General features: G+C 66.9%; 17 protein-coding genes. 12 read left to right on the top strand and 5 right to left on the bottom strand.

Annotated features, from left to right (window positions below):
* Window positions 1–17: 17 nt before the first annotated feature.
* The 4 genes from G6N31_RS06475 (at window position 18) to G6N31_RS06460 (ending at window position 4047) form a co-directional block, all read left to right on the top strand.
* Entirely contained in the window at window positions 18–1034 is a 1017-nt protein-coding gene (locus G6N31_RS06475) for an efflux ABC transporter ATPase subunit, DrrA-related (protein WP_098004623.1), read from the top strand.
* Complete coding sequence (locus tag G6N31_RS06470) at window positions 1031–1849, top strand: ABC transporter permease (RefSeq protein ID WP_234815400.1); 819 nt, start codon at window positions 1031–1033, stop codon at window positions 1847–1849. The genes G6N31_RS06475 and G6N31_RS06470 overlap by 4 nt, the downstream gene beginning before the upstream one ends.
* 107 nt (window positions 1850–1956) lie before the next feature.
* On the top strand, window positions 1957–2745 hold the full coding sequence (locus G6N31_RS06465) for an ABC transporter permease (protein ID WP_234815405.1): 789 nt from the start codon (window positions 1957–1959) through the stop codon (window positions 2743–2745).
* 51 nt (window positions 2746–2796) lie between these two features.
* Window positions 2797–4047, top strand: a complete 1251-nt coding sequence (locus G6N31_RS06460) for a phthiocerol/phthiodiolone dimycocerosyl transferase family protein (protein ID WP_098004625.1) — start codon at window positions 2797–2799, stop codon at window positions 4045–4047.
* 5 nt (window positions 4048–4052) lie between these two features.
* Here G6N31_RS06460 and G6N31_RS06455 read toward each other — a convergent pair whose 3' ends face one another.
* Window positions 4053–4883: a class I SAM-dependent methyltransferase gene (locus G6N31_RS06455; RefSeq protein WP_098004626.1), complete on the bottom strand. Its 831-nt coding sequence runs from the start codon at window positions 4881–4883 to the stop codon at window positions 4053–4055.
* An 87-nt stretch (window positions 4884–4970) separates the two neighbouring features.
* Between G6N31_RS06455 and G6N31_RS06450 the strand changes: the two genes are divergently transcribed.
* The 3 genes from G6N31_RS06450 to G6N31_RS06440 are packed head-to-tail and all read left to right on the top strand — an operon-like array spanning window position 4971 to window position 6897.
* The gene (locus G6N31_RS06450) at window positions 4971–5645 is read left to right on the top strand and encodes a flavodoxin family protein (RefSeq protein ID WP_098004627.1); all 675 of its coding nucleotides are present in this window, start codon (window positions 4971–4973) and stop codon (window positions 5643–5645) included.
* Window positions 5646–5666: 21 nt separating this feature from the next.
* Window positions 5667–6170: a DUF2505 domain-containing protein gene (locus G6N31_RS06445; RefSeq protein ID WP_098004628.1), complete on the top strand. Its 504-nt coding sequence runs from the start codon at window positions 5667–5669 to the stop codon at window positions 6168–6170.
* Window positions 6163–6897: a nitroreductase family protein gene (locus tag G6N31_RS06440; protein WP_098004629.1), complete on the top strand. Its 735-nt coding sequence runs from the start codon at window positions 6163–6165 to the stop codon at window positions 6895–6897. Before G6N31_RS06445 ends, G6N31_RS06440 begins: the two co-directional genes overlap by 8 nt.
* A gap of 2 nt (window positions 6898–6899) precedes the next feature.
* Here G6N31_RS06440 and G6N31_RS06435 read toward each other — a convergent pair whose 3' ends face one another.
* A complete protein-coding gene (locus tag G6N31_RS06435) occupies window positions 6900–7571 on the bottom strand; it encodes a cutinase family protein (protein WP_098004668.1) in 672 nt (223 codons plus the stop codon).
* A 111-nt stretch (window positions 7572–7682) separates the two neighbouring features.
* Window positions 7683–8993, bottom strand: a complete 1311-nt coding sequence (locus G6N31_RS06430) for a PE-PPE domain-containing protein (RefSeq protein WP_163722072.1) — start codon at window positions 8991–8993, stop codon at window positions 7683–7685.
* 303 nt (window positions 8994–9296) lie between these two features.
* On the opposite strand from G6N31_RS06430, the gene G6N31_RS06425 reads away from it, so the two are divergent.
* The 3 genes from G6N31_RS06425 (at window position 9297) to G6N31_RS06415 (ending at window position 12516) form a co-directional block, all read left to right on the top strand.
* Window positions 9297–10169 (top strand): phthiotriol/phenolphthiotriol dimycocerosates methyltransferase, encoded by an 873-nt coding sequence (locus G6N31_RS06425; protein ID WP_098004631.1) that lies wholly within the window; start codon window positions 9297–9299, stop codon window positions 10167–10169.
* An 84-nt stretch (window positions 10170–10253) separates the two neighbouring features.
* The gene (locus G6N31_RS06420; protein WP_098004632.1) at window positions 10254–11621 is read left to right on the top strand and encodes a cytochrome P450; all 1368 of its coding nucleotides are present in this window, start codon (window positions 10254–10256) and stop codon (window positions 11619–11621) included.
* Between the two features lie 73 nt (window positions 11622–11694).
* Window positions 11695–12516 (top strand): phthiotriol/phenolphthiotriol dimycocerosates methyltransferase, encoded by an 822-nt coding sequence (locus G6N31_RS06415; RefSeq protein ID WP_098004633.1) that lies wholly within the window; start codon window positions 11695–11697, stop codon window positions 12514–12516.
* 72 nt (window positions 12517–12588) lie between these two features.
* Here the strand turns inward: G6N31_RS06415 and G6N31_RS06410 are convergent, their stop codons facing one another.
* Both G6N31_RS06410 and G6N31_RS06405 read right to left on the bottom strand, forming a co-directional pair.
* Window positions 12589–13911 (bottom strand): hypothetical protein, encoded by a 1323-nt coding sequence (locus tag G6N31_RS06410; RefSeq protein WP_133117708.1) that lies wholly within the window; start codon window positions 13909–13911, stop codon window positions 12589–12591.
* A gap of 378 nt (window positions 13912–14289) precedes the next feature.
* Complete coding sequence (locus G6N31_RS06405; protein ID WP_098004635.1) at window positions 14290–15441, bottom strand: LLM class flavin-dependent oxidoreductase; 1152 nt, start codon at window positions 15439–15441, stop codon at window positions 14290–14292.
* A 23-nt stretch (window positions 15442–15464) separates the two neighbouring features.
* Between G6N31_RS06405 and G6N31_RS06400 the strand changes: the two genes are divergently transcribed.
* Together G6N31_RS06400 and G6N31_RS06395 are read left to right on the top strand one after the other, a co-directional pair.
* Entirely contained in the window at window positions 15465–16256 is a 792-nt protein-coding gene (locus G6N31_RS06400; RefSeq protein ID WP_098004636.1) for an alpha/beta hydrolase, read from the top strand.
* Window positions 16257–16657: 401 nt separating this feature from the next.
* Complete coding sequence (locus G6N31_RS06395) at window positions 16658–18268, top strand: hypothetical protein (protein WP_098004637.1); 1611 nt, start codon at window positions 16658–16660, stop codon at window positions 18266–18268.
* The last annotated feature ends 14 nt before the right edge of the window (window positions 18269–18282 follow it).

Raw genomic sequence — 18282 nt, 5'->3', positions numbered from 1 at the left:
GCCCAGGAGGTACAGCCGTGACCGGCTCGGACAAAGCAGTCGTCGTCTCGGACCTGAAGAAGTCGTTCGGGTCGGTCGATGCCCTGCGCGACGTCACCTTCGAGGTGGGCAAGGGTGAGGTGCTCGGCCTGCTGGGCCCCAACGGCGCCGGCAAGACCACCACGGTCAGCATCCTGTCGACGCTGACCAAGCTCGACAGCGGAAGCGCCATGGTCGCCGGCCATGACGTCACCAAGAATCCTGCCGGAGTGCGCGAGTCGATCATGCTGACCGGTCAGCACGTCGCGCTGGACGACATGCTGACCGCCCGCGAGAACCTGGTGATGTTCGGCCGGCTGCGCGGCCTGAAGAAGGCCGAGGCACGCACCCGTGCCGTCGAGCTGCTCGAGCACTTCGATCTGGTGGCGGCCGGCGACCGCAGCGTCAGCACGTTCTCCGGTGGTATGCGTCGCCGGATCGACATCGCCTGCGGGCTGGTGGTGCGCCCCGAGGTGGTGTTCCTCGACGAGCCGACCACCGGGCTGGATCCGCGGAGCCGCCAGAGCATCTGGGAGTTGGTCAACGACTTCAAAGAGGCCGGCATCGCCACGCTGCTGACCACCCAGTACCTCGAAGAGGCCGACACGCTCAGCGACCGCATCATCGTGATCGACCACGGGACGATCATCGCCGAGGGCACCGCCGACGAGCTCAAGGAGCGTACTGGCGGAACCTTCTGCGAGATCGTGCCGCGCCGGTTGTCCGACACCGCCGCGATGGCCGCAGCGCTCGGTCCGCTGCTGCCCGAGAAGAACCGCGCGGCGCTGGCCGACGGCGCCGACCGCATCTCCATCCCGGCACCCGACGGCCCCAACACCCTGATGCAGGCGCTGCACCGGCTCGACGAGGCGAACATCGAACTGCTCGACATCGCGTTGCGCCGCCCGTCGCTCGACGAGGTGTTCCTCGCGCTCACCGGTCAGGCCAGGGCCACCGGTGACGCCGAGAGCGCCGACAAGGACGTCGATGCCGTGGTCGCCGAGGCGGTCCCGTGACCTCGAGCGCAGTCGCCGGTCTCGGCGCGCGACCGCAGACCTCGGCGATCCAGCAGTGGTGGGTGCTGACGGTTCGGATGATCACGCCGTCGCTGCGCAACGGCGAGATCGCCACCTTGGTCGCGGGATCGATCATGTTCACGGTCGGGTTCTACATCCCCCTGAAGGAGATGACCGGCTCCGCGACCGGGATGAGCAGTTACGCGCAGTTCCTGACGCCGATGGTGGTGATCGTCGCGATCACGTTCGCCGCCGTGTCGGCGGCGTTCCGCTCGGCCAGCGACGCCGGCCTCGGAATCAACCGACGGTTCAAGGCGATGCCGATCCCCGCGCTGATCCCGCTGTCGTCGCGGATGTCGGCGTGCCTGTACCGCTGCACGGTGGCGATGGTGGTGTCGCTGGCGTGCGGCCATGTCATCGGTTTCCGATTCCACAACGGCGTGGTCTATATCGCCGCGTTCTGCGGGCTGGCGCTGCTGGTCGGCTTCGCGCTGTCGATCCTGGGCGACTTCATCGGCACCTCCACCGAGAACCCCGAGGCCACCACCCACCTGATCATGCTGCCGCAGTTGATCTTCGGCTTCCTGTCGGTGGGGGTGCAGCCGGTCGAACGCTTCCCGGAGTGGATCCAGCCCTTCGTGCGTAACCAGCCGGTGTCGCAGTTCGTCTACGCGCTGCGCGCTCTGGCCGGTGACACCACATCCGCCGTCCCGCCGGTCAGCTGGTCGGTGATCGGGCCGTCGTTGATCTGGGCGGTCGGGATCATCGCGGTGCTGATTCCGCTGCACGGCCTCGTCGCGACGAGGCGCCAATGACGGACCTGGCATCCGGCCCGGCATCGAGTGACACCCGCCACGTCACCGAACTCTGGCCGGCCGACGCCGCGGAGACGCGGCGCACCAACGGGGAGGGACGCCACCGCATGCCTCAGGCGTGGGAGAACTCGCCGCGGCGACTGCTGCTGCACACGTGGGTACTGACCGCGCGGATCCTGCGGCGCTGGAGCCGCGACGTCTCGACGATGACGCAGTCGCTGGCCATGCCGGTCGTGCTGCTGATCACCATCAACATCGTCTTCGACGACGGTGTCTCGGCGGTCACGGGGGAGAGCGCGCTGTACGGCAGCGTGCCGCTGATCGCGATGATCGGGACGATGACCGGCGCGATCACCGGCGCCATCGGTGTGATGCGGGAACGCGACGACGGGTTGCTGTCGCGCCTGTGGGTGATGCCGGTCCATCGTGGGGCGGGCCTGTTGTCGCGGCTGGCCGCCGACGCGATCCGCATCTTCGTCACCACCCTGGTGATCATGGCTGCCGGGATGGTGATGGGGTTCCGTTTCGAGCAGGGGCTGCTCAGCGCCGTGGCGTGGGCGTTCATCCCGGTGATCTTCGGCATGGCCTTCTCGGTGGTGGTGTTCCTGCTGGCGCTGTACTCGGCCAACACCATCGCGGTGGAAGCCACCGACCTGCTCGCCGCCACCACGATGTTCTTCTGCACCGGCCTGGTGCCGCTGAGCCAATATCCCGATTGGATTCAGCCCGTCGTCGAGCACCAGCCCGTGAGCTACGTCGTCGAAACGATGCGCGGGCTGTCGATCGGCGGCCCGGTCCTGCAACCTTTCCTCGGCACGGTGGCCTGGTCGGTGGGGATCATCGCGGTGTGCGCGGTACCGTTGGCGCTCGGATACCGCCGGGCCAGCATGCGATAGCTCGCCGCCAGGAAGGTCCGGCCTGCTCGTAACTGTCTCAGGAGTCGTGAAGTGTTTCCGTCATCGGTGATCCGCAAGCTGGCGCGCAGCGAGGAGATGTACGCCGAGTCCCAGAACTTCATCGGGCTGGGTGCCACGGTGCGGGGTCCGGTCGACCTCGACGCGATGTCCACCGCGTTCGACGCGATGCTGCAGGCCCACCCGGCACTCGGTGGGCACCTGGAGCAGGACACCGACGGCCGCTACGCGATCGTCGTCGACGATCTGCTGCACCCCGGCATCGAGGTGGTCGAGCTCGACGACCCCGGCGCGGAGCCCCCGCCGATCTTCTTCGACCAGACGCAGGCGCTGGTGGCCTGCCGCGTGATCCGGCGCGGCGACGAGACCCAGATCGTCCTCTACATCCACCACAGCCTGGCCGACGGTCAGCACCAGTTCAGCCTCATCGAGAAGATGCTGGCCAATTACACCGATCTGGTGACCACCGGCACGATGCGCCCGGTCAAGGTCGCGCCAGCGCCGGATTCGCTGGAAACGGTGCTGGCCGACCGCGGTGTCGAGAAGAAGGGGCGGTCGGGGCTGGAGCGGCTGATGGCCGCGATGTTCACCTACGACCTGCCGCCGTCGCGCCGCGCCGCATCGACCGAGACGCCGCCGTATCCGATGCGGGTGCCGATGGTCTACTGCAAACTCAGCGCACAGGACACCGAGAACCTGATCGCGTTCAGCCGCTCCCAGAAGCTCGGGGTCAACGGTCTGCTCTCGGCGGCGATCCTGATGGCCGAGTGGCAGCTGCGCGACACCCCGAAGATCCCGGTGCCCTACGTCTATCCGGTCGACCTGCGCTACGTGCTCAGCCCGCCGGTCTCGGCGACGGCGTGCACGAATCCGGTCGGGGTGGCCACCTACCTCGCCGAGATCTCGGAGCACACCGATCCCGTCGAGCTCGCCCGCGACATCGTCGACACCTTCCGGGAAGACCTGAGCGAAGGCGTGATCCAGCAGTCGATGCTGCACTTCTCCCCGCAGTATGTGGGCAATCCGCCCGGCATGCCCGACGTGGTGATGTTCACCGACAACGGCGTCATCCCGCCCATGCGCACCCCACCGGACCTGGAGCTGACCGCCAGCCACGGTGAGCTGTACTTCCAGGTCAATGCCGGCATCGAGATCTACACCAGCAAGATCTTCAACGGTCAGCTGATGGTGGAGTACCACTCGCACGGGCCGGAGCCGCAACGCTCGATCGCGGCGATCGAGGCGTTGCTCAAGCGCTTCGCCTCGATGCACACCCCGGTCTGAGGCCGCTAGTCGGCACTGCCGAATGCAAAGCGGTGGTACTGCAGGGACTTACGCAGCGCGGGCACGGCCCGCACCAACCGCCGGGCCACCTGGAAAGCTCCCGTGACCCGCGCAAAGGTGCTGGCATCGAAGAAGGTGGTGGCCGCCAGCAGCCGCAGGCCCGGAACGTGGTCGAGGATGTCGTCGGGACGGTTGACCGCCCAGTACAGCGTCGAATTCGAACGCCGCACCAACGTCTGGGTCTTCTGGGACTTGATCGCCAGCCAGTTGAAGAAGTCGATCTGCACCTCCCCGGAGTCGAAGCGTTGCACCACGCGGCGCAGCAGCGCGATGCCCTCGGCGTCGGTGAGATACATGCTGATGCCCTCGGCGAGGAACAGCACCGGACGGTCGGCGGGGATCTGCTCGAGCCACGACGGGTCGGTCGCCGAGCTGGCGATCAGGTGATAGTGCGGCCGGGCGGGGTAGACCTTCTCCCGCAACTCGATCACGCCGGGGAAGTCGACGTCGTACCACTCGACGTCGGGCCCGGGGTCGAGCCGGAACACCCGGGTGTCCATCCCGCAGCCGAGGTGGATGACCGTGGCCCGGGGGTGCGCGGCCAGGAACTGGCGCGCCCAGATGTCGTACTGCGCCGTCCGCACCGTCAGCAGCGGCGCCCAGCTGCTGGTGATGCCCAGGTCGTCCCAGTCGAAATCGATCCGCTCGATCGCGCTCTTGGCGAACTGATCGCCGAGCACCGGCCGGTCGAAATCGGCGTCCAACGCCTTCAGGTACAGGGTGGATAGCATGGTCTTCGCCGGGCCGGTCAGGTCGACGGAAACTTTGTTCGTCACGTATGTGAGGCTATTCGCCGGAGCCGACGTCGAGCACGTCGGGGCAGACATCGAAGCCCGGAGACGGGATACAGGGAGGGCGCACCCATGAGTGAGGTTGCCGGCGACCGGAAACCGCGGGTCCTGCTGCTGTATTACAGCTACACCGGGCAGACGGTGAAAGTGCTCGACGCGGCCGAAGAGGTGCTCCGCAAGCGCGGTTACCTCGTCGACCGGGCACCGATCGAGTTCACCGACCCGAAGTACTCGGTGAAGTTCAGCCGGTTCCCGATGCGCCGGGTGTGGCCGGACTTCTTCAGCGTGCTGCCGGCCCAGACACGCGGCGTGACCGGCGACATCCGCACACCCGAGGTCGTGCGCACCGGTGGCTACGACCTGATCTGCATCGGATCACCGACGTGGTGGGACACCGTGTCGATGCCGCTGCGCAGCTTCCTGGTGTCCCACGAGGCTCGACCGCTGCTCGACGGCACACCGTTCGCGGTGTTCGTGGTGTGCCGGCGCAAGTGGCGCAAGAATCTGGCCGGGGTGCGCAAACTCGCCGAGAAGAAGGGCGGCCGCTTCGTGGACAGCATCCACTTCACCTATCCCGGCAGCGAGTTGTCGTCGATGCTGTCGCTGACCAGCTACCTGGGGTCGGGCGAGTACAAGGAGCGGTATCTGGGCGTCAAGCTGCCACCGACCAACATCAACGAGGAACACGTCGAGGAAGCACGCCGGTTCACCGCGAGGGTGGCCGACAAGGTGTTCGGCAAGCGATGAGCCTGCAAGAAAGGAGCAGCCGTGCCCCGGCCCTTTGACGTCTGCACTGATTCGACCGCCGGCGTCGACGCCATCCACACCGCATTCGGCAACGAAACCTACTGGCGGGCCAGACTTTTCGAATTCGGCAAGGACTCCATCCGGCTGGATTCGCTGACTGTGGACGACGACGGTTCGGTGCATGTGTCCACCACGCAGGACATGGGTCGCGACATGCTGCCCGCGGTGATGGCCAAGGCCATTCCGGGAGGTCTGCGGGTGATGCGCGAGGAACGCTGGCGCCGGACCGCCGACGAGCTGCACTGCCAAGCCGTCGTGACCGCCACCGGAGCCCCGCTGCACGCCACCGGCAGCGCGCAGATCACCCCGGTGGGTACCGGTTCCCGGCTGCGCTTCACCGGCACGCTGCAGGTGCGGATTCCGCTGCTCGGCGGTGCCATCGAGAAGTTCATCGTCTCCGCGCTGGCGGATGAGATCCCCGCCGCGCAGCGCTTCACCACGCAGTGGATCGCCGAACATGGCTGAGCGCGAGCCGTCCCGCCCGCCACAGCCCGTCCCGACGACCGAGGAGGCGCTGGCCCGGCTGAACATGCCGCTGGTCGAGGCGATGATGACCCAACGGGCCATCCGCCGGGTCCGTCCGGATCCGGTCGACGACGCGGTGGTGCTCAAATGCATCGAACTCGCCTTGCGGGCCCCGAACGGTTCCAACGGTCAGAACTGGGAGTTCATCGTCGTCAAGGACGAGCGGATCAAGGCCAAGCTCGCGCGCCGCTACCGCATCGCGTGGTGGGCGTTCTACCACAGCAAGATTCGCGACGTGGCCGGCTACGACCCGGAGATGGCCAAGACCGTCAAAGCCATCCAGTGGCAGCTCGACCACTTCACCGAGATCCCGGTGCTGGTCATCGCGTGCCTGAAGCTGGGCGCACACGACGGCCGGGTCCCGTTCACTCCGAAACCGCCGGCTGCGGAGTCCGGGTTCTACGGCTCGATCTATCCGAGCGTGCAGAATCTGCTGCTGGCCGCACGGGCCATGGGGCTCGGCGCCTCACTGATCACGCTGCCGCTGTGGAACCTGACGTCGGCACGGCGCATCCTGAAGCTGCCGATCTCGGTGACCCCGTGCTGTGTGGTCCCGCTGGGCTGGCCGAAGGGCCGCTACGGTCCCACCACCCGCCGACCGGTCGACGAGGTGGTCCACCTCGACACCTACGGCAACCGGGCCTGGTTCGGTCCCGCCGATCTCTGACGCTAGCCGACCCGGCTTGCGACGAAGTCGGCGGCCTGATCGGTCATCCCGTTGCGCGGGTACGCGCCGTGGGCCAGGAAGTCCCGCCCGTTGGAGCAGAACGGGTCACCGCCCGCGCACAGGTCGATGGTCTTGGCGCCGAACAGCGGACTGATCACGTTGAGCGGCCCGCCGCCGGTCATCTTGCGCACCGGGTTGCCGAAAACCACCACCGCGGCAACGCGATCCGCCAGTTGCGGAGGCAAGGGCGCCGGCGTGAACCCGCGGACCGGTTCGTCGACCGCGGTGATCAGCGTGATCACGCCCGCACCCTGCGACGTTCCGCCGAGCACGATCTTCGTGTCGGGGCACGCCGCGGCGATCGATTCCACCTGGGCGCGCGCGTCGGCGGCACCCGCCGAGGCCGACGGCCGGAAGTCCCAGTTGGCCGGGTAGTTCACCGGCCGCACGTCGATCGACTGGCCATTAACGCGCGGACGCAGCTTGTCGATGAAGTTCTCGCCGACGGCGCCGACGCCGCCCGACCCGCCGGTACCGCGCGCGAACACGATGGTGATGTCCGAGCACGGCTGGGCGACGGCGGGGGACGCGGTGATCGCCGGTGCCACCGCTGCGACACCGAGCAGCCCGACAGCGACTGCCTTCCATCGAGAACTGTGTCCGGACCGCGACATGCTGACCACCCAACCGGCGAGAACTGTTCGACGGCGGCCCTTCGCTCAGCGCTGCGGGCGCGTCATCTCCTTAGTGGTATCGAGGATACCTAAGGAAACGTTTCAGACGGTTCACGCGGCGTCGCGGTCGGCTCCCCGTGCGCTGCTGCTGGATTCGCTCGAACCCGACGAGCCCGACTCGGCAGCCTGCGTGGTGCGCGCCTCGCCGGATTCCGTGCCGCTTTCGTCGGCGGCCTCGGCCTCGGTGGTGCTCTCGGCGTCAGCCTCGGCTTCCTCGGCCAGTCGGTTCTTGATCTCGGCGACCGTGATCTTCTCGGTGTTCTCGCTGCCGCGCTTGGTCCGCTGCGTACCCGTCGACGAGGTGGTCGACTCGCCGGCCGTCTCCTCGGTCGCCGTCTCGGCGTCTTCGGTCACCTCGTCGTCGGCAGGTTCCTCAGCCGCCTGCTCGGCCGGGACGACGGGCTCCGCGGCCGGCTCCTGCTCGAGGGCGGTTTCCTTCTCCGGGGCCGCGTTCTCCGTTTCCTGCTGCGGCGTCTCGTCGGCGACGACCTCGGTCACGTCGGCGGTCTGGCGGGCGGCCGCCCGTGCGGTGGTCTCCGGCTCGGCCGGCTCGTCCTTGTCGTCGTTGCGGCTGTAGCCGGCGTCGACGATCCGCTTCAGGGTCTCCTCATAGGGCTTGAGCCACGGCATGAACTTCACCAGCGGCAGCGTCTCGGTCGGGATCAGGTACTTCGTGATCACGCCGCCCTTGGCATTCGGAGCGTAGACGGTGATGTTCTCTTCCGGGACGTCGTCGAGGTCGGCTTCGGTGGTCTGCACATGCAGATACAGGGCACCCAGGGATGCGTTCCAGTTGGCCAGTACGTTCCACCAGCGGTCGGGGGCGTCGGCGATGCCGTCGTACTCCGTGGCCACGAGGATGATGTCGTACTTGGTCGGGGGAGCGAGCCAGTTGGTGACGTTGGTGTTCGGGCCCCGATACGGGTCGGCGACCAGCACGAACCGCAGCTGATCCTTGTCCGGGGCTTCGTCGCCCATCAGCTCGAGCCGGTAGAGCAGCTGGCTGGCCACGGCCGCGCCCTGCGAGAAACCGCCGATGACCAGGTTCGCTTCGGGATCCTCGGCGAGCACCCTGTTGACCTCGCCGCCGAGGATCAGCGTGCCGATGCCGATGGACGGCAGGAAGTCCCAGGTACCGGGGTAGCGGACGTTCTGGCGGGTGAAGCGGGTGTCGTCGGCGAAGTACCCGCCGAGCGCTTCCTCCATTTGCTGTTCGGTCAGCCGACCGCTACCGGTGCCGCCCAGCAGCAGCGCGGAGCACTTGGCGTCCGCGGTGCATTCGGGAACGGGTTGCGGCACCACCACTGCGGCGGCGGGCGTCGCCGTCCCCAGGGCAATCGCCGCAGCGGCGAGGGGGGACACGATGCCGGCTACTGCCGATCGACGACCGACGCGCATGGGAATCCTCCAATTGACGAGACAAGACGACAATGAATCTAGGTTGCTGAACAGAATCTAGCAACATAATCGTGATGTTTGCTGAAGACCCCGGAATCGAGCCCGATCCGACGGGACCCCACCACCGGGACCACAGGCACCGGGCCATCGAGCGGCATTGATCGATAGTCGGTGCGTATTCCTGTGCATACTAGGACAATCGGCACCGCACGGGCGGCCTCTGTCGCAGATTGCCGTTGTCTCGAGCATGCTGGCATACTCCGTGCCATGGCCGACCCCAATTCGAACCTTGCCGACGCTGCTCGGGACGCCCTCAAGCACAACCCCGTCGGACAGCGTGTGGTCGGCTCCCGCGGACTCAACGTGCCTTTCGTCCGCAAACTCAGCCGGAAGTACTTCTATCCGTTCATCAGCCGCCGCCTCGAGGCCGACGACGTCACGTTCCTCAACTGGGGATATGAGGAAGACCCCCCGGTGGGTCTGTCCCTGTCGAAGGCCGACGAGCCGAACCGGTATCACATCAACCTCTATCACCGCACCGCCACCCAGGCCGGCACCGACCTCGCAGGTAAGGATGTGCTGGAGATCAGCTGCGGCCACGGCGGAGGTGCGTCGTACCTGACACGGACCTTCAAGCCCGCGTCGTACACCGGCCTGGACTTCAATCCCGACGGCATCGCCTACTGCAAGAAGCGCCACGTGTTGCCGGGACTGGATTTCGTGCACGGTGACGCAGAGAACCTGCCCTTTGCCGATGCATCGTTCGACGCGGTCGTCAACGTCGAGGCGTCGCACGTGTACCTGGACTTCTCCCGGTTCATGGACGAGGTCTACCGGGTTCTGCGGCCCGGTGGACGGATGCTCTACACCGACATGCGGAGCCGCGACCAGATCGCCGAGTGGGAGCAGGGCATCGCCGACGCGAAGCTGCGGGTGATCGACCAGCGGGTCATCGACGCGGAGGTGCTGCGCGGGCTGGACCTGACGGCGGACGTCAACCTGGAGACCGTGACCAATGCGCTGCCGGCACTGCTGCGGCCGATCGGCCGTCAGATCGTGGTGTCACCCGGGTCTCGCCTGTACCGCCAACTGGCCGACGGCGACATCTCGTACCGTTTGTACTGCTTCAGCAAGGACTGACAACACTTCCCGCTCGCGGACCTGAGGCGGGGAGCTCGAGCCGGAAACCGCGCTCCCGCCGGCCGGGCGCGTAGGAGGGTGACGATGGCGAAAGCAACGACCGATCCCGTCAAACTGCCGCCCGGGCCGCGGCTGCCTAAACTCCTGCAGGGAGCGGCCTTCCTGACGGCTCCCTACACGCTGCCCGCGATGCTGGCACGCCGTTACGGCGGTGCCGTCAGCATGCGGATGCCCGTCTTCGGCCAGACCGTCGTCGTCACGGATCCGGCCCTGGTCAAAGACCTGTTCAGCACCGGCAACGACCTGATCGAGCGGCCCACGAACCTGGGCCGGGTCGTCGGCCCGGGGTCGATGTGGAGCCTGAACGGCAAGGCGCTGATCGAACGACGCAAGCTGTTGGTGCCACCGTTCCACGGCAAGCGGGTCAGCGAGTACGAGCGCATCGTCGAGGAGGAGGTGATGCGCGAGATCGCCACCTGGCCGGAGGGCCAGGAATTCGAGACGCTGAACTCGATGATGCGCATCACCCTCAACGTCATCCTGCGCACGGTGTTCGGAGCGCAGGGCTCAGAGCTCGACGAACTCCGCGAGGTGATGCCTTCATCCGTCGAACTCGGCTCCCGGCTGGCCATGTTGCCCGATGTGGTCCTGCGCGACCTGGGCGCGTGGAGTCCGGGCGGCCGGATACTGCGGTACCGCCGACGTATCGACGCGGTGACGCAGAAACTGATGGCCGATGCCCGCTCCGACCCGGCGTTCGACGAACGGTCCGACATCCTGACTTTGCTCCTGGCCGCCCGGTACGAGGACGGGCAGCCGATCTCCGACAGCCACATCACCGACGAGCTGGTCACCCTGATGGCCGCGGGCCACGAGACGACATCGCTGTCCCTGGCGTGGGCCGTGGAGCGACTGCGTCGCCACCCCAACCTGCTGGAGAGGTTGGTCGCCGAAGTCGACGCCGGAGGATCGGAACTGCGCCAGGCAACGATCTGGGAGGTGCAGCGCACCCGGCCCGTCGTGAACGCCACCATGCGGCGGACTCTGCAGCGGATTCGCCTGGGCGACTGGGTGATTCCAGAAGGCAGCACCCTGTTGATCAGCATCGAACTGGCTCAGCACGCGCCTGACCAGTTCACCGATCCCGAGGCGTTCAACCCGGATCGCTATGCCGAGATCGGCAAGCTGCCGCCGGCGTGGGTGGCTTTCGGTGGCGGTATCTATCGGTGTATCGGGTCGGCGTTCGCCACGATGGAGATGGACGTGGCGCTGCGCACCATGCTGCGCGAGCTGCGATTCGAACCCACCACGGCACCGGCTGAGCGTCGCCACAGCCGGGGCACCAACATGGCGCCGGAGAAGGGCGGCCGGGCCGTCGTCTATCGCCGCTCAGGCACTTCGCTGGGCGACGCGCGAACGCGCAGCGTCTCCACTCTCGGAGACCGGCACTGACGCGCGTTCCGGACCCGGCGAGAGTTTGCCCCGATGTCGCTTTCACGGGACCTGCCTGGCATACTCCCCGGACATGGCCACAAGTCAAAGAGACCGAATTGACCGCCTCGGAAGCACCACGCTCTTCAAGAAGATTGTGGCGAAGTACTGGTATCCGATGTGGACGCGGCGGCTCCACGCCGACGACGACGTCCAGTTCCTGAACTGGGGGTTCGAAGAGGACCCGCCGATGGGACTGCAGTTGGACGAAGCGGACGAGCGTAACCGCTACTACATCCAGCTCTACCACAGCACGGCGACCCAGGCGGGCACCGACCTCGCGGGCAAGCAGGTCCTGGAGTGCAGCAGTGGTCACGGCGGCGGCGCCTCCTACATCACCCGGTATTTGAAGCCCGCCAGCTACACCGGGCTGGACTTCAACCCCGACGCCATCAAGTTCTGCTCGAAGCGGCATCAGATGCCGAACCTGCAGTTCGTGCACGGGAACGCCGAGGATCTGCCCTTCCCGGACAACTCCTTCGACGCGGTGATCAACATCGAGGCCTCGCACGCCTACCCCTCGCTGGAGAAGTTCCTCTCCGAGGTTCGCCGGGTGCTGCGGCCGGGTGGACGTTTCCTGCAGTCGGACGTGTACGGGCGCCAGGAGTTCGACCACTGGGAGAGCGCCTTGAAGAACTCCGGAATGAAGATGATCAACGAGCGCGTCATCAACGACGAGGTGTTGCGCGGTCTGGACCTCACCGCCCACCTGTCCGACGAACTCATCAAGCGTTACCTGCCGGGATTCCTGCACGGCTTCGGACGCAACTTCACCGGCGTTCCGGGGTCACGGCTGTACCGCGACGCCCAGAGCCACGCGGTCGAATACCGGTCGTACTGCCTCGAGAAGGTCTGACCCGGACCTGAAAGCCCAAAAAAGGGGCCACGCGGACAGCGTCCGCGTGGCCCCTTTTCGCGGGGCTTCCCGTCAGGCCGCGGCCTCCGAGCCGGCCCTGCTGCTCGACCTGCTCTCGGAGGAACTGTCGCTGTCCGAGCCGGAACCGGTGGACCGTTTGAACGCATCGGCCACCTTCGACAGGCTCGATCCGACCCGCTCGGCTGAGCGGCTCCAGCTCCGGTCGCTGTCGTCGTTCCGGCGGTGCCGGCCGCCGGTCTGCTGTTTCGGCTTGGACTCCTCGGCCTTCTCCTCGGGCTCGGGCGTCACCACCTCGGCGACCTCGTCGGCCTCTTGGGTCTCCTCGGATTCGGCGGGCGCCTGCACCGTCTCCGTCTCGACGGTCTCCGCGGCGACGATCTCCGTCTCCTCGACGGCCTCCGCCTCCTCGGTATCCGGGGCCTCGGCGGCCGTGTCGACCGTCAGGGTGAAGGTCTGGGCCGCGTCAGTGGCCCCGTCGGCGAGCGTCTTGGTGTCGGCGACCCGCATCAACCCCTCGGCAGGCGGTTCCGGCGTCTCGTCGGTCTCGGTGTCGGGGTCGGTGTACGCCGGATCGTCGGGGTTGACTGGCGGGATCTCGGCGATCTCCTTCGGCTTGCGCACGAACAACTTGAAGAACGTCTCGATCTCATCGACCGCGAAGAAGTCCGGCACGTGTCCGGTGATCTGAAGCGCCCGAGCGAGATTCGCGAACGCGGTGATGACCTCGTAGGCGCTCGGGATGTGAATTGCCTCCGGCTTGGAGACCAGGTAGTTCCACACCGACTTGACCGGCTCGAGCGGGTCGAGTTCGACGTTCTTCTCGGACCAGTCCGTCTCCCATTCACCGACCGGGTTGACGACTTCCGGGAAGGTGTACCCGCCGGGCTTGTAGAACTCCGACATCGGGACCTTGAACATCTTGCCCAGCATCCCGCCCAGGTCGGGGCATTCGAAGGCGCAGCCCTCGTGCATGGGCAGGTTCGCGGCCAGATACCAGTTCAGGTGTTTCCCGAGCGGACGGGACAGCGCCGGGAAGGGCACGAACATGTTCATCATGCTCCACGCGTGCGCGGGGTTCGCGTCGTCCCAGCCCCACACGTTCATCGGGTGCGACGCGTTCCAGTCACCGCTGGCGGCCATCGCTGCCGCAAACTGCTCGACGCCGAAGATGAAGTTGCCCGGCGCATTGATCAGCGCATGAATCATGTTGATCGGCACGTAGGCCAGCGACGTGGTGGCGGTCAGGGCGACGGTGGCCTCGATGTTGCGGACCTCGGGCTGGGCCGGCGGCACCATGATCGGTGAAACAGCCATGACACTGGCCCCCACCAGTGCGACACCTGCGGTGGCGTACGGGCGAACCGATGCGAGCATCGACGGCCCCCCTTTCGGATTCATCAACGGCGACATGGTGTTCCACCACATCGGAAGGCTCCGGCTCGGAGCCTGGTCAGCAAACTTACCTTATCTGCTGGGTCCCACCTAGTCCGGCGGATCGAGTTATTTCACAGAAGTCACAACTTTCGGGCTGTCGTACCGTCTCCGCCGACGTCGGCACGCCCCGGGTGCACCAGCCCGGGGCCGCTGCCAGCGATTTAACGCATTCGTCAACGAGGGTCGACGGGGGCACCCGGCCGCAATCTGATTGACCGGCGTCAGTCGGATCCCGCCTGCGCCCGCCCGCGTCGGCGCCGGGCCACGCATTACGCTCATCCACACCGCGATCCGGGCAACGCCGTGACCAGCGCGGCGTCACATCCGCTTCAACCCGCGCAGCACCCGCGCGAACGGCAAGCTGGCCGACACTGCTTTGGTCAACCTCGGATTGAGCTGGCTGCCGTTGATCACCAGCAGGTAGCCCAGGCCGGCGTCGCGCCATTCGGCGACCTGATCGAGGACTTCGCCGGGGGTGCCGTGAAAGCACAGTTCCTTCATCAGCGACACCGGCACCTTCTTGATGTGCGACAACGCCGACTCGTAGTCCATCGTTTGCGGAATCAGGTCCTGCACGCCGGAGAAGTCGGCGCCCAACGGGTGCTCGACGCCGTGCCGCGCCCACGCGTGGGCGGGCGCCGCCAGCGCCATCGTCTTGAACAGGACCCCGTCGAGCGCCTCGTCGACGTCGTCGCGGGTGCGCCCGCACACCACGGCGCGGTTGAGCGCGGGAACGATCGCCATCGGGTCGCGGCCGGCATCGGAGGCCGCGGCCCGGACCGTCGCCAGTGAGTCGGCGTAGTCGGCCGGACGCGAGATCGTGAAGGGAACCCAGGCGTCGCCGTAGCGGCCGGTGAGGCGCAGCATGCGCGGACCTTGGGCGGCAACCCAGATCTCGGGCCACGTGCCCTTGTACGGCGGGAGGTCGAAAAGCGCGTTGCGCAACGGGAAATAGGGCGAGTCCCGGGTGACCAGTTCGCCGCCGCTGTCCCACAGGGCACGGATGGTGGCCAGCGCTTCTTCGAAGCGTGCCACCGGCTTGGTCCACTCGACGCCGTAGGGTTCGTTGCCCTCTCGTTCACCGACACCGATGCCCAGCAGCCCGCGGCCACGGGTGAGTAGGTGCAACGTTGCCGCGGCCTGCGCGGTCACGGCGGGGTTGCGGCGGCTGGCGTCGGTGACGCAGACCCCGAGCCGCAGGCGGCGGAACCGGTTGCGCGCCGCGAGATGACCCAGCATCGTCCACGGTTCGAGTACGGCGTCGACCTTCGGAATGAGTCTGGCGCCGACGCCGAGGTGCTCGGGGGTGGCCAGCGACCGGGGGACCAGCGAGTTCAGGTGGTCACCGACCCACAGAGAATCAGCCCCGGTCGCGGCGGCGGTCAGCGCAGCCGACGTGGCGGGCAGGGATGCCGAGAACCTGGTGTTGACAATGCCGTCGAGCAGACCGAACCGAAAACCGCGCGTCACTTCACCGACCGTACTATCGGGTCGTGCCCGAAGCACTCGAGGTCATCGCCAAGGGCTCCGCGACCGATTCCCACCCGATCCCACTGCTGTTCGTCCACGGGGCCTGGCATGCCGCATGGTGCTGGGACGACCACTTCCTGGACTTCTTCGCCGACCGCGGCTACCACGCCGTCGCGCTGAGCCTGCGCGGGCACGGCACCAGCACCACCGCCAAGCCGCTGCGCCGATGCTCGTTCGCCGACTACCTCGCCGACATCGCCGCGGTGGCCGACACGTTGCCGACCGCACCTGTTCTGGTCGGCCATTCCATGGGCGGCTACCTGGTGCAGAAGTACCTGCAGACCCGCGCGGCGCCGGCGGCGGTGCTGATGGCCTCGATGCCGCCCTCCGGGTACATCGCATCGGGGTTGCGCTGGCTGCGCCGGCACCCGTGGCACTTCGCGCGGATGTCGGCGACCGGCAGGTCGCTGCCCTATGTCGGCACCCTCGCGCTGGCGCGCGAGCGATTCTTCTCCCCGAGCACCCCTGACGACGTCGTCGCGAACTGCGTGGCGAGGCTCCAGGAGGAGAGTGCCCGCTCCGGCCTCGACGGCCTCTACGACCGACCCCGTCCCGAGCGCGTCGAGACCCCGGTCCTGGTCCTCGGGGCGCGACGCGACGGCGCCGTCACCGAGCTCGAAGTCCACGAAACGGCGCGGGCCTACCGCACGACCGCCGAGTTGTTCCCCGATATGGGGCACAATATGATGCTGGAACCCGGTTGGGCGGCCGTTGGCAACCGAATCGACGAATGGCTCGGCGCCCGCGGTCTGTAACGCTGACGCGCCCGACGGCGATTACCCGGCGAAGCCAGAAAACGAAACTGACGTGTACCGCGTCCTATTTGCGCACAGCCGGGTGTCACCTGCTCGATGCGCCATCTTTCTTTGCCTCGAAGCCGCAGCTCAAGTAACTAACGCATCCGTCAGCAAAGTTGTGAATTGTGACAGGATCGATTCGTTTGCTAGACACTCGGTCTCTTTTTGGATACGGTTCTCGCTGTCCTAACATCGCTCAGCAATCTGAATTCGAAAGGGGCGTCATGCCTGCTGCCGTACGTTCGTATGTCACGGCTGGCGTTGCGCTGGTGGGGGCCAGTGTCATCTCCGTTACTCCCGTTACGCCTACTGCTCTCGCGCAGGCTCAGCAACCGGAAGCGCGAAGTGTCACCGCGGATGTGAACCTGACCGCCCGGTCGGCGGCCAACATCCTGCCCAACTTGATCAACGCGGTCCTCAACGCCCCGCAAGCTCATGTCGACGCGGTCAACTTCTGGGCCGACTCGTGGGCCAAGAGTGGCAACTGGTGGGTCTACTCACAGGTCAACGTGCTGGGCTGGGATCCGCCGAACCCCGCCATGGCCTACGCAACCGTCGCGCTGATGACGCCGTTCAAGCCGCTCTGGCAGCCGTACGGCGAGGCCGCCGAATCGTGGATGGCCGCCAATCTGCCCATGCACAACGGCTGCTCGGGCCTGCCGCCGTGCCCCGAGGGCGACAAGATGCTCAACAGCATGTTCCGCGTCAACCCGCTGTCCTTCTACTTCGGTGACGGGTTCACCTACGGCGCCCCCGACGGCCCCGAGGGCACCCCGAAGTGGAATCCGGTCAGTTCGCGGGAGAACTACTGGGGTTACGAGATCGGCGAGGATGCCTCGGCGGACTTCAAACTCAAAGACGAGAACGGGAACCCGACGGACGAGTGGGACCCGGCGCTGTATGACGAAGCGACCGGGAAGCCGACCGCACTGGGCGAACAGCTCTACCCCAACAGCTACATCCCGTGGCACGGTGAGACGCGCAAGCTCGACCCGAACGCCGGATCGAATGCGCTGTGGGATTACCTGCTCGAAGACCCCGAGCCGGTCAAGTTCCCGACGTTCGACGAGCAGATGATGGCCTACCGCAAGTTCGCCGAGACGCTGGCGATCATGTGGAACCCGTTCGAGCCGCAGAGTTACATCTGGAACCCGCGCTACTCCACCGCGGCGTACTTCGTGCGGCCGTTCGCGAAGATTCTGTGCCCGCAGTGCAACCCGTATGACCCGTTCATGCCGGTGGGCTGGAAGCCGTCGGACGGCTTCCCGGAGCCGGTCAACGACGGCTGGCAGCCGCTGTTCCCGTGGCAGGCCAAGACGCCCACGGGGCTGCCGCTGCCGACCGAGGACTACCTCGAGCCCGATTATGTGCCGGCGGACGAGAGCGACGCCGGCGCCGAGGACACCACCGTGCTCGCCGCGCGGCAGGCCGAGGCTGAGGAGAGCACCGAGGAAGCCGCTCCCGCGGAGAGCGATCTCAGCAAGACGCTGCAGGCCATCCAGGCCAAGGCGACCGAGATCCTGAAGCCGCAGGACAAGACCGAGGAGCCCACCACGCCGGTCGAGGAAACCCCGGTCGAGGAAACCCCGGTCGAGGAAACCCCGGTCGACGAGACCCCGGTCGAGGAGACCCCCGTCGAGGAGACCCCCGTCGAGGAAACCCCGGTCGAGGAGACCCCCGTCGAGGAGACCCCCGTCGAGGAGACCCCGGTCGAGGAAGCCCCGGAGGAGACCGAGGCCGCTGAGGAGGCCACCTCCGATCCGGTCGCCGATGCGGTGAAGTCGGTGCGCGACAAGTTCAAGCGCAGCAACGAGGCCCAGGAGAGCAAGACCGAGTCGAACGAGTCGAAGGAATCCACCTCCACCTCGTCGTCGAGCTCGTCCTCGTCCAGCGGCTCCGGCACGAGCGGCGACAGCTCGAGCTCCAAGCGCTCGTCGGGCTCGGGCTCGGACAAGGGCTCCGACAGTTAGCTAGTGGGTAGCCG

It is taken from the genome of Mycolicibacterium duvalii, from assembly GCF_010726645.1.
Taxonomy (GTDB): Bacteria; Actinomycetota; Actinomycetes; order Mycobacteriales; family Mycobacteriaceae; genus Mycobacterium; species Mycobacterium duvalii.
This window is presented reverse-complemented; position numbering and strand designations above follow the sequence as displayed.

Excerpts from the sequence above, each read along its gene's own strand:
- G6N31_RS06410 (WP_133117708.1), bottom strand. The coding sequence starts at position 13,911 with ATGCTCGCATCGGTTCGCCCGTACGCCACCGCAGGTGTCGCACTGGTG.
- G6N31_RS06440 (WP_098004629.1), top strand. The coding sequence starts at position 6,163 with ATGGCTGAGCGCGAGCCGTCCCGCCCGCCACAGCCCGTCCCGACGACC.
- G6N31_RS06465 (WP_234815405.1), top strand. The coding sequence starts at position 1,957 with ATGCCTCAGGCGTGGGAGAACTCGCCGCGGCGACTGCTGCTGCACACG.
- G6N31_RS06450 (WP_098004627.1), top strand. The coding sequence starts at position 4,971 with ATGAGTGAGGTTGCCGGCGACCGGAAACCGCGGGTCCTGCTGCTGTAT.
- G6N31_RS06415 (WP_098004633.1), top strand. The coding sequence starts at position 11,695 with ATGGCCACAAGTCAAAGAGACCGAATTGACCGCCTCGGAAGCACCACG.
- G6N31_RS06420 (WP_098004632.1), top strand. The coding sequence starts at position 10,254 with ATGGCGAAAGCAACGACCGATCCCGTCAAACTGCCGCCCGGGCCGCGG.
- G6N31_RS06425 (WP_098004631.1), top strand. The coding sequence starts at position 9,297 with ATGGCCGACCCCAATTCGAACCTTGCCGACGCTGCTCGGGACGCCCTC.
- G6N31_RS06435 (WP_098004668.1), bottom strand. The coding sequence starts at position 7,571 with ATGTCGCGGTCCGGACACAGTTCTCGATGGAAGGCAGTCGCTGTCGGG.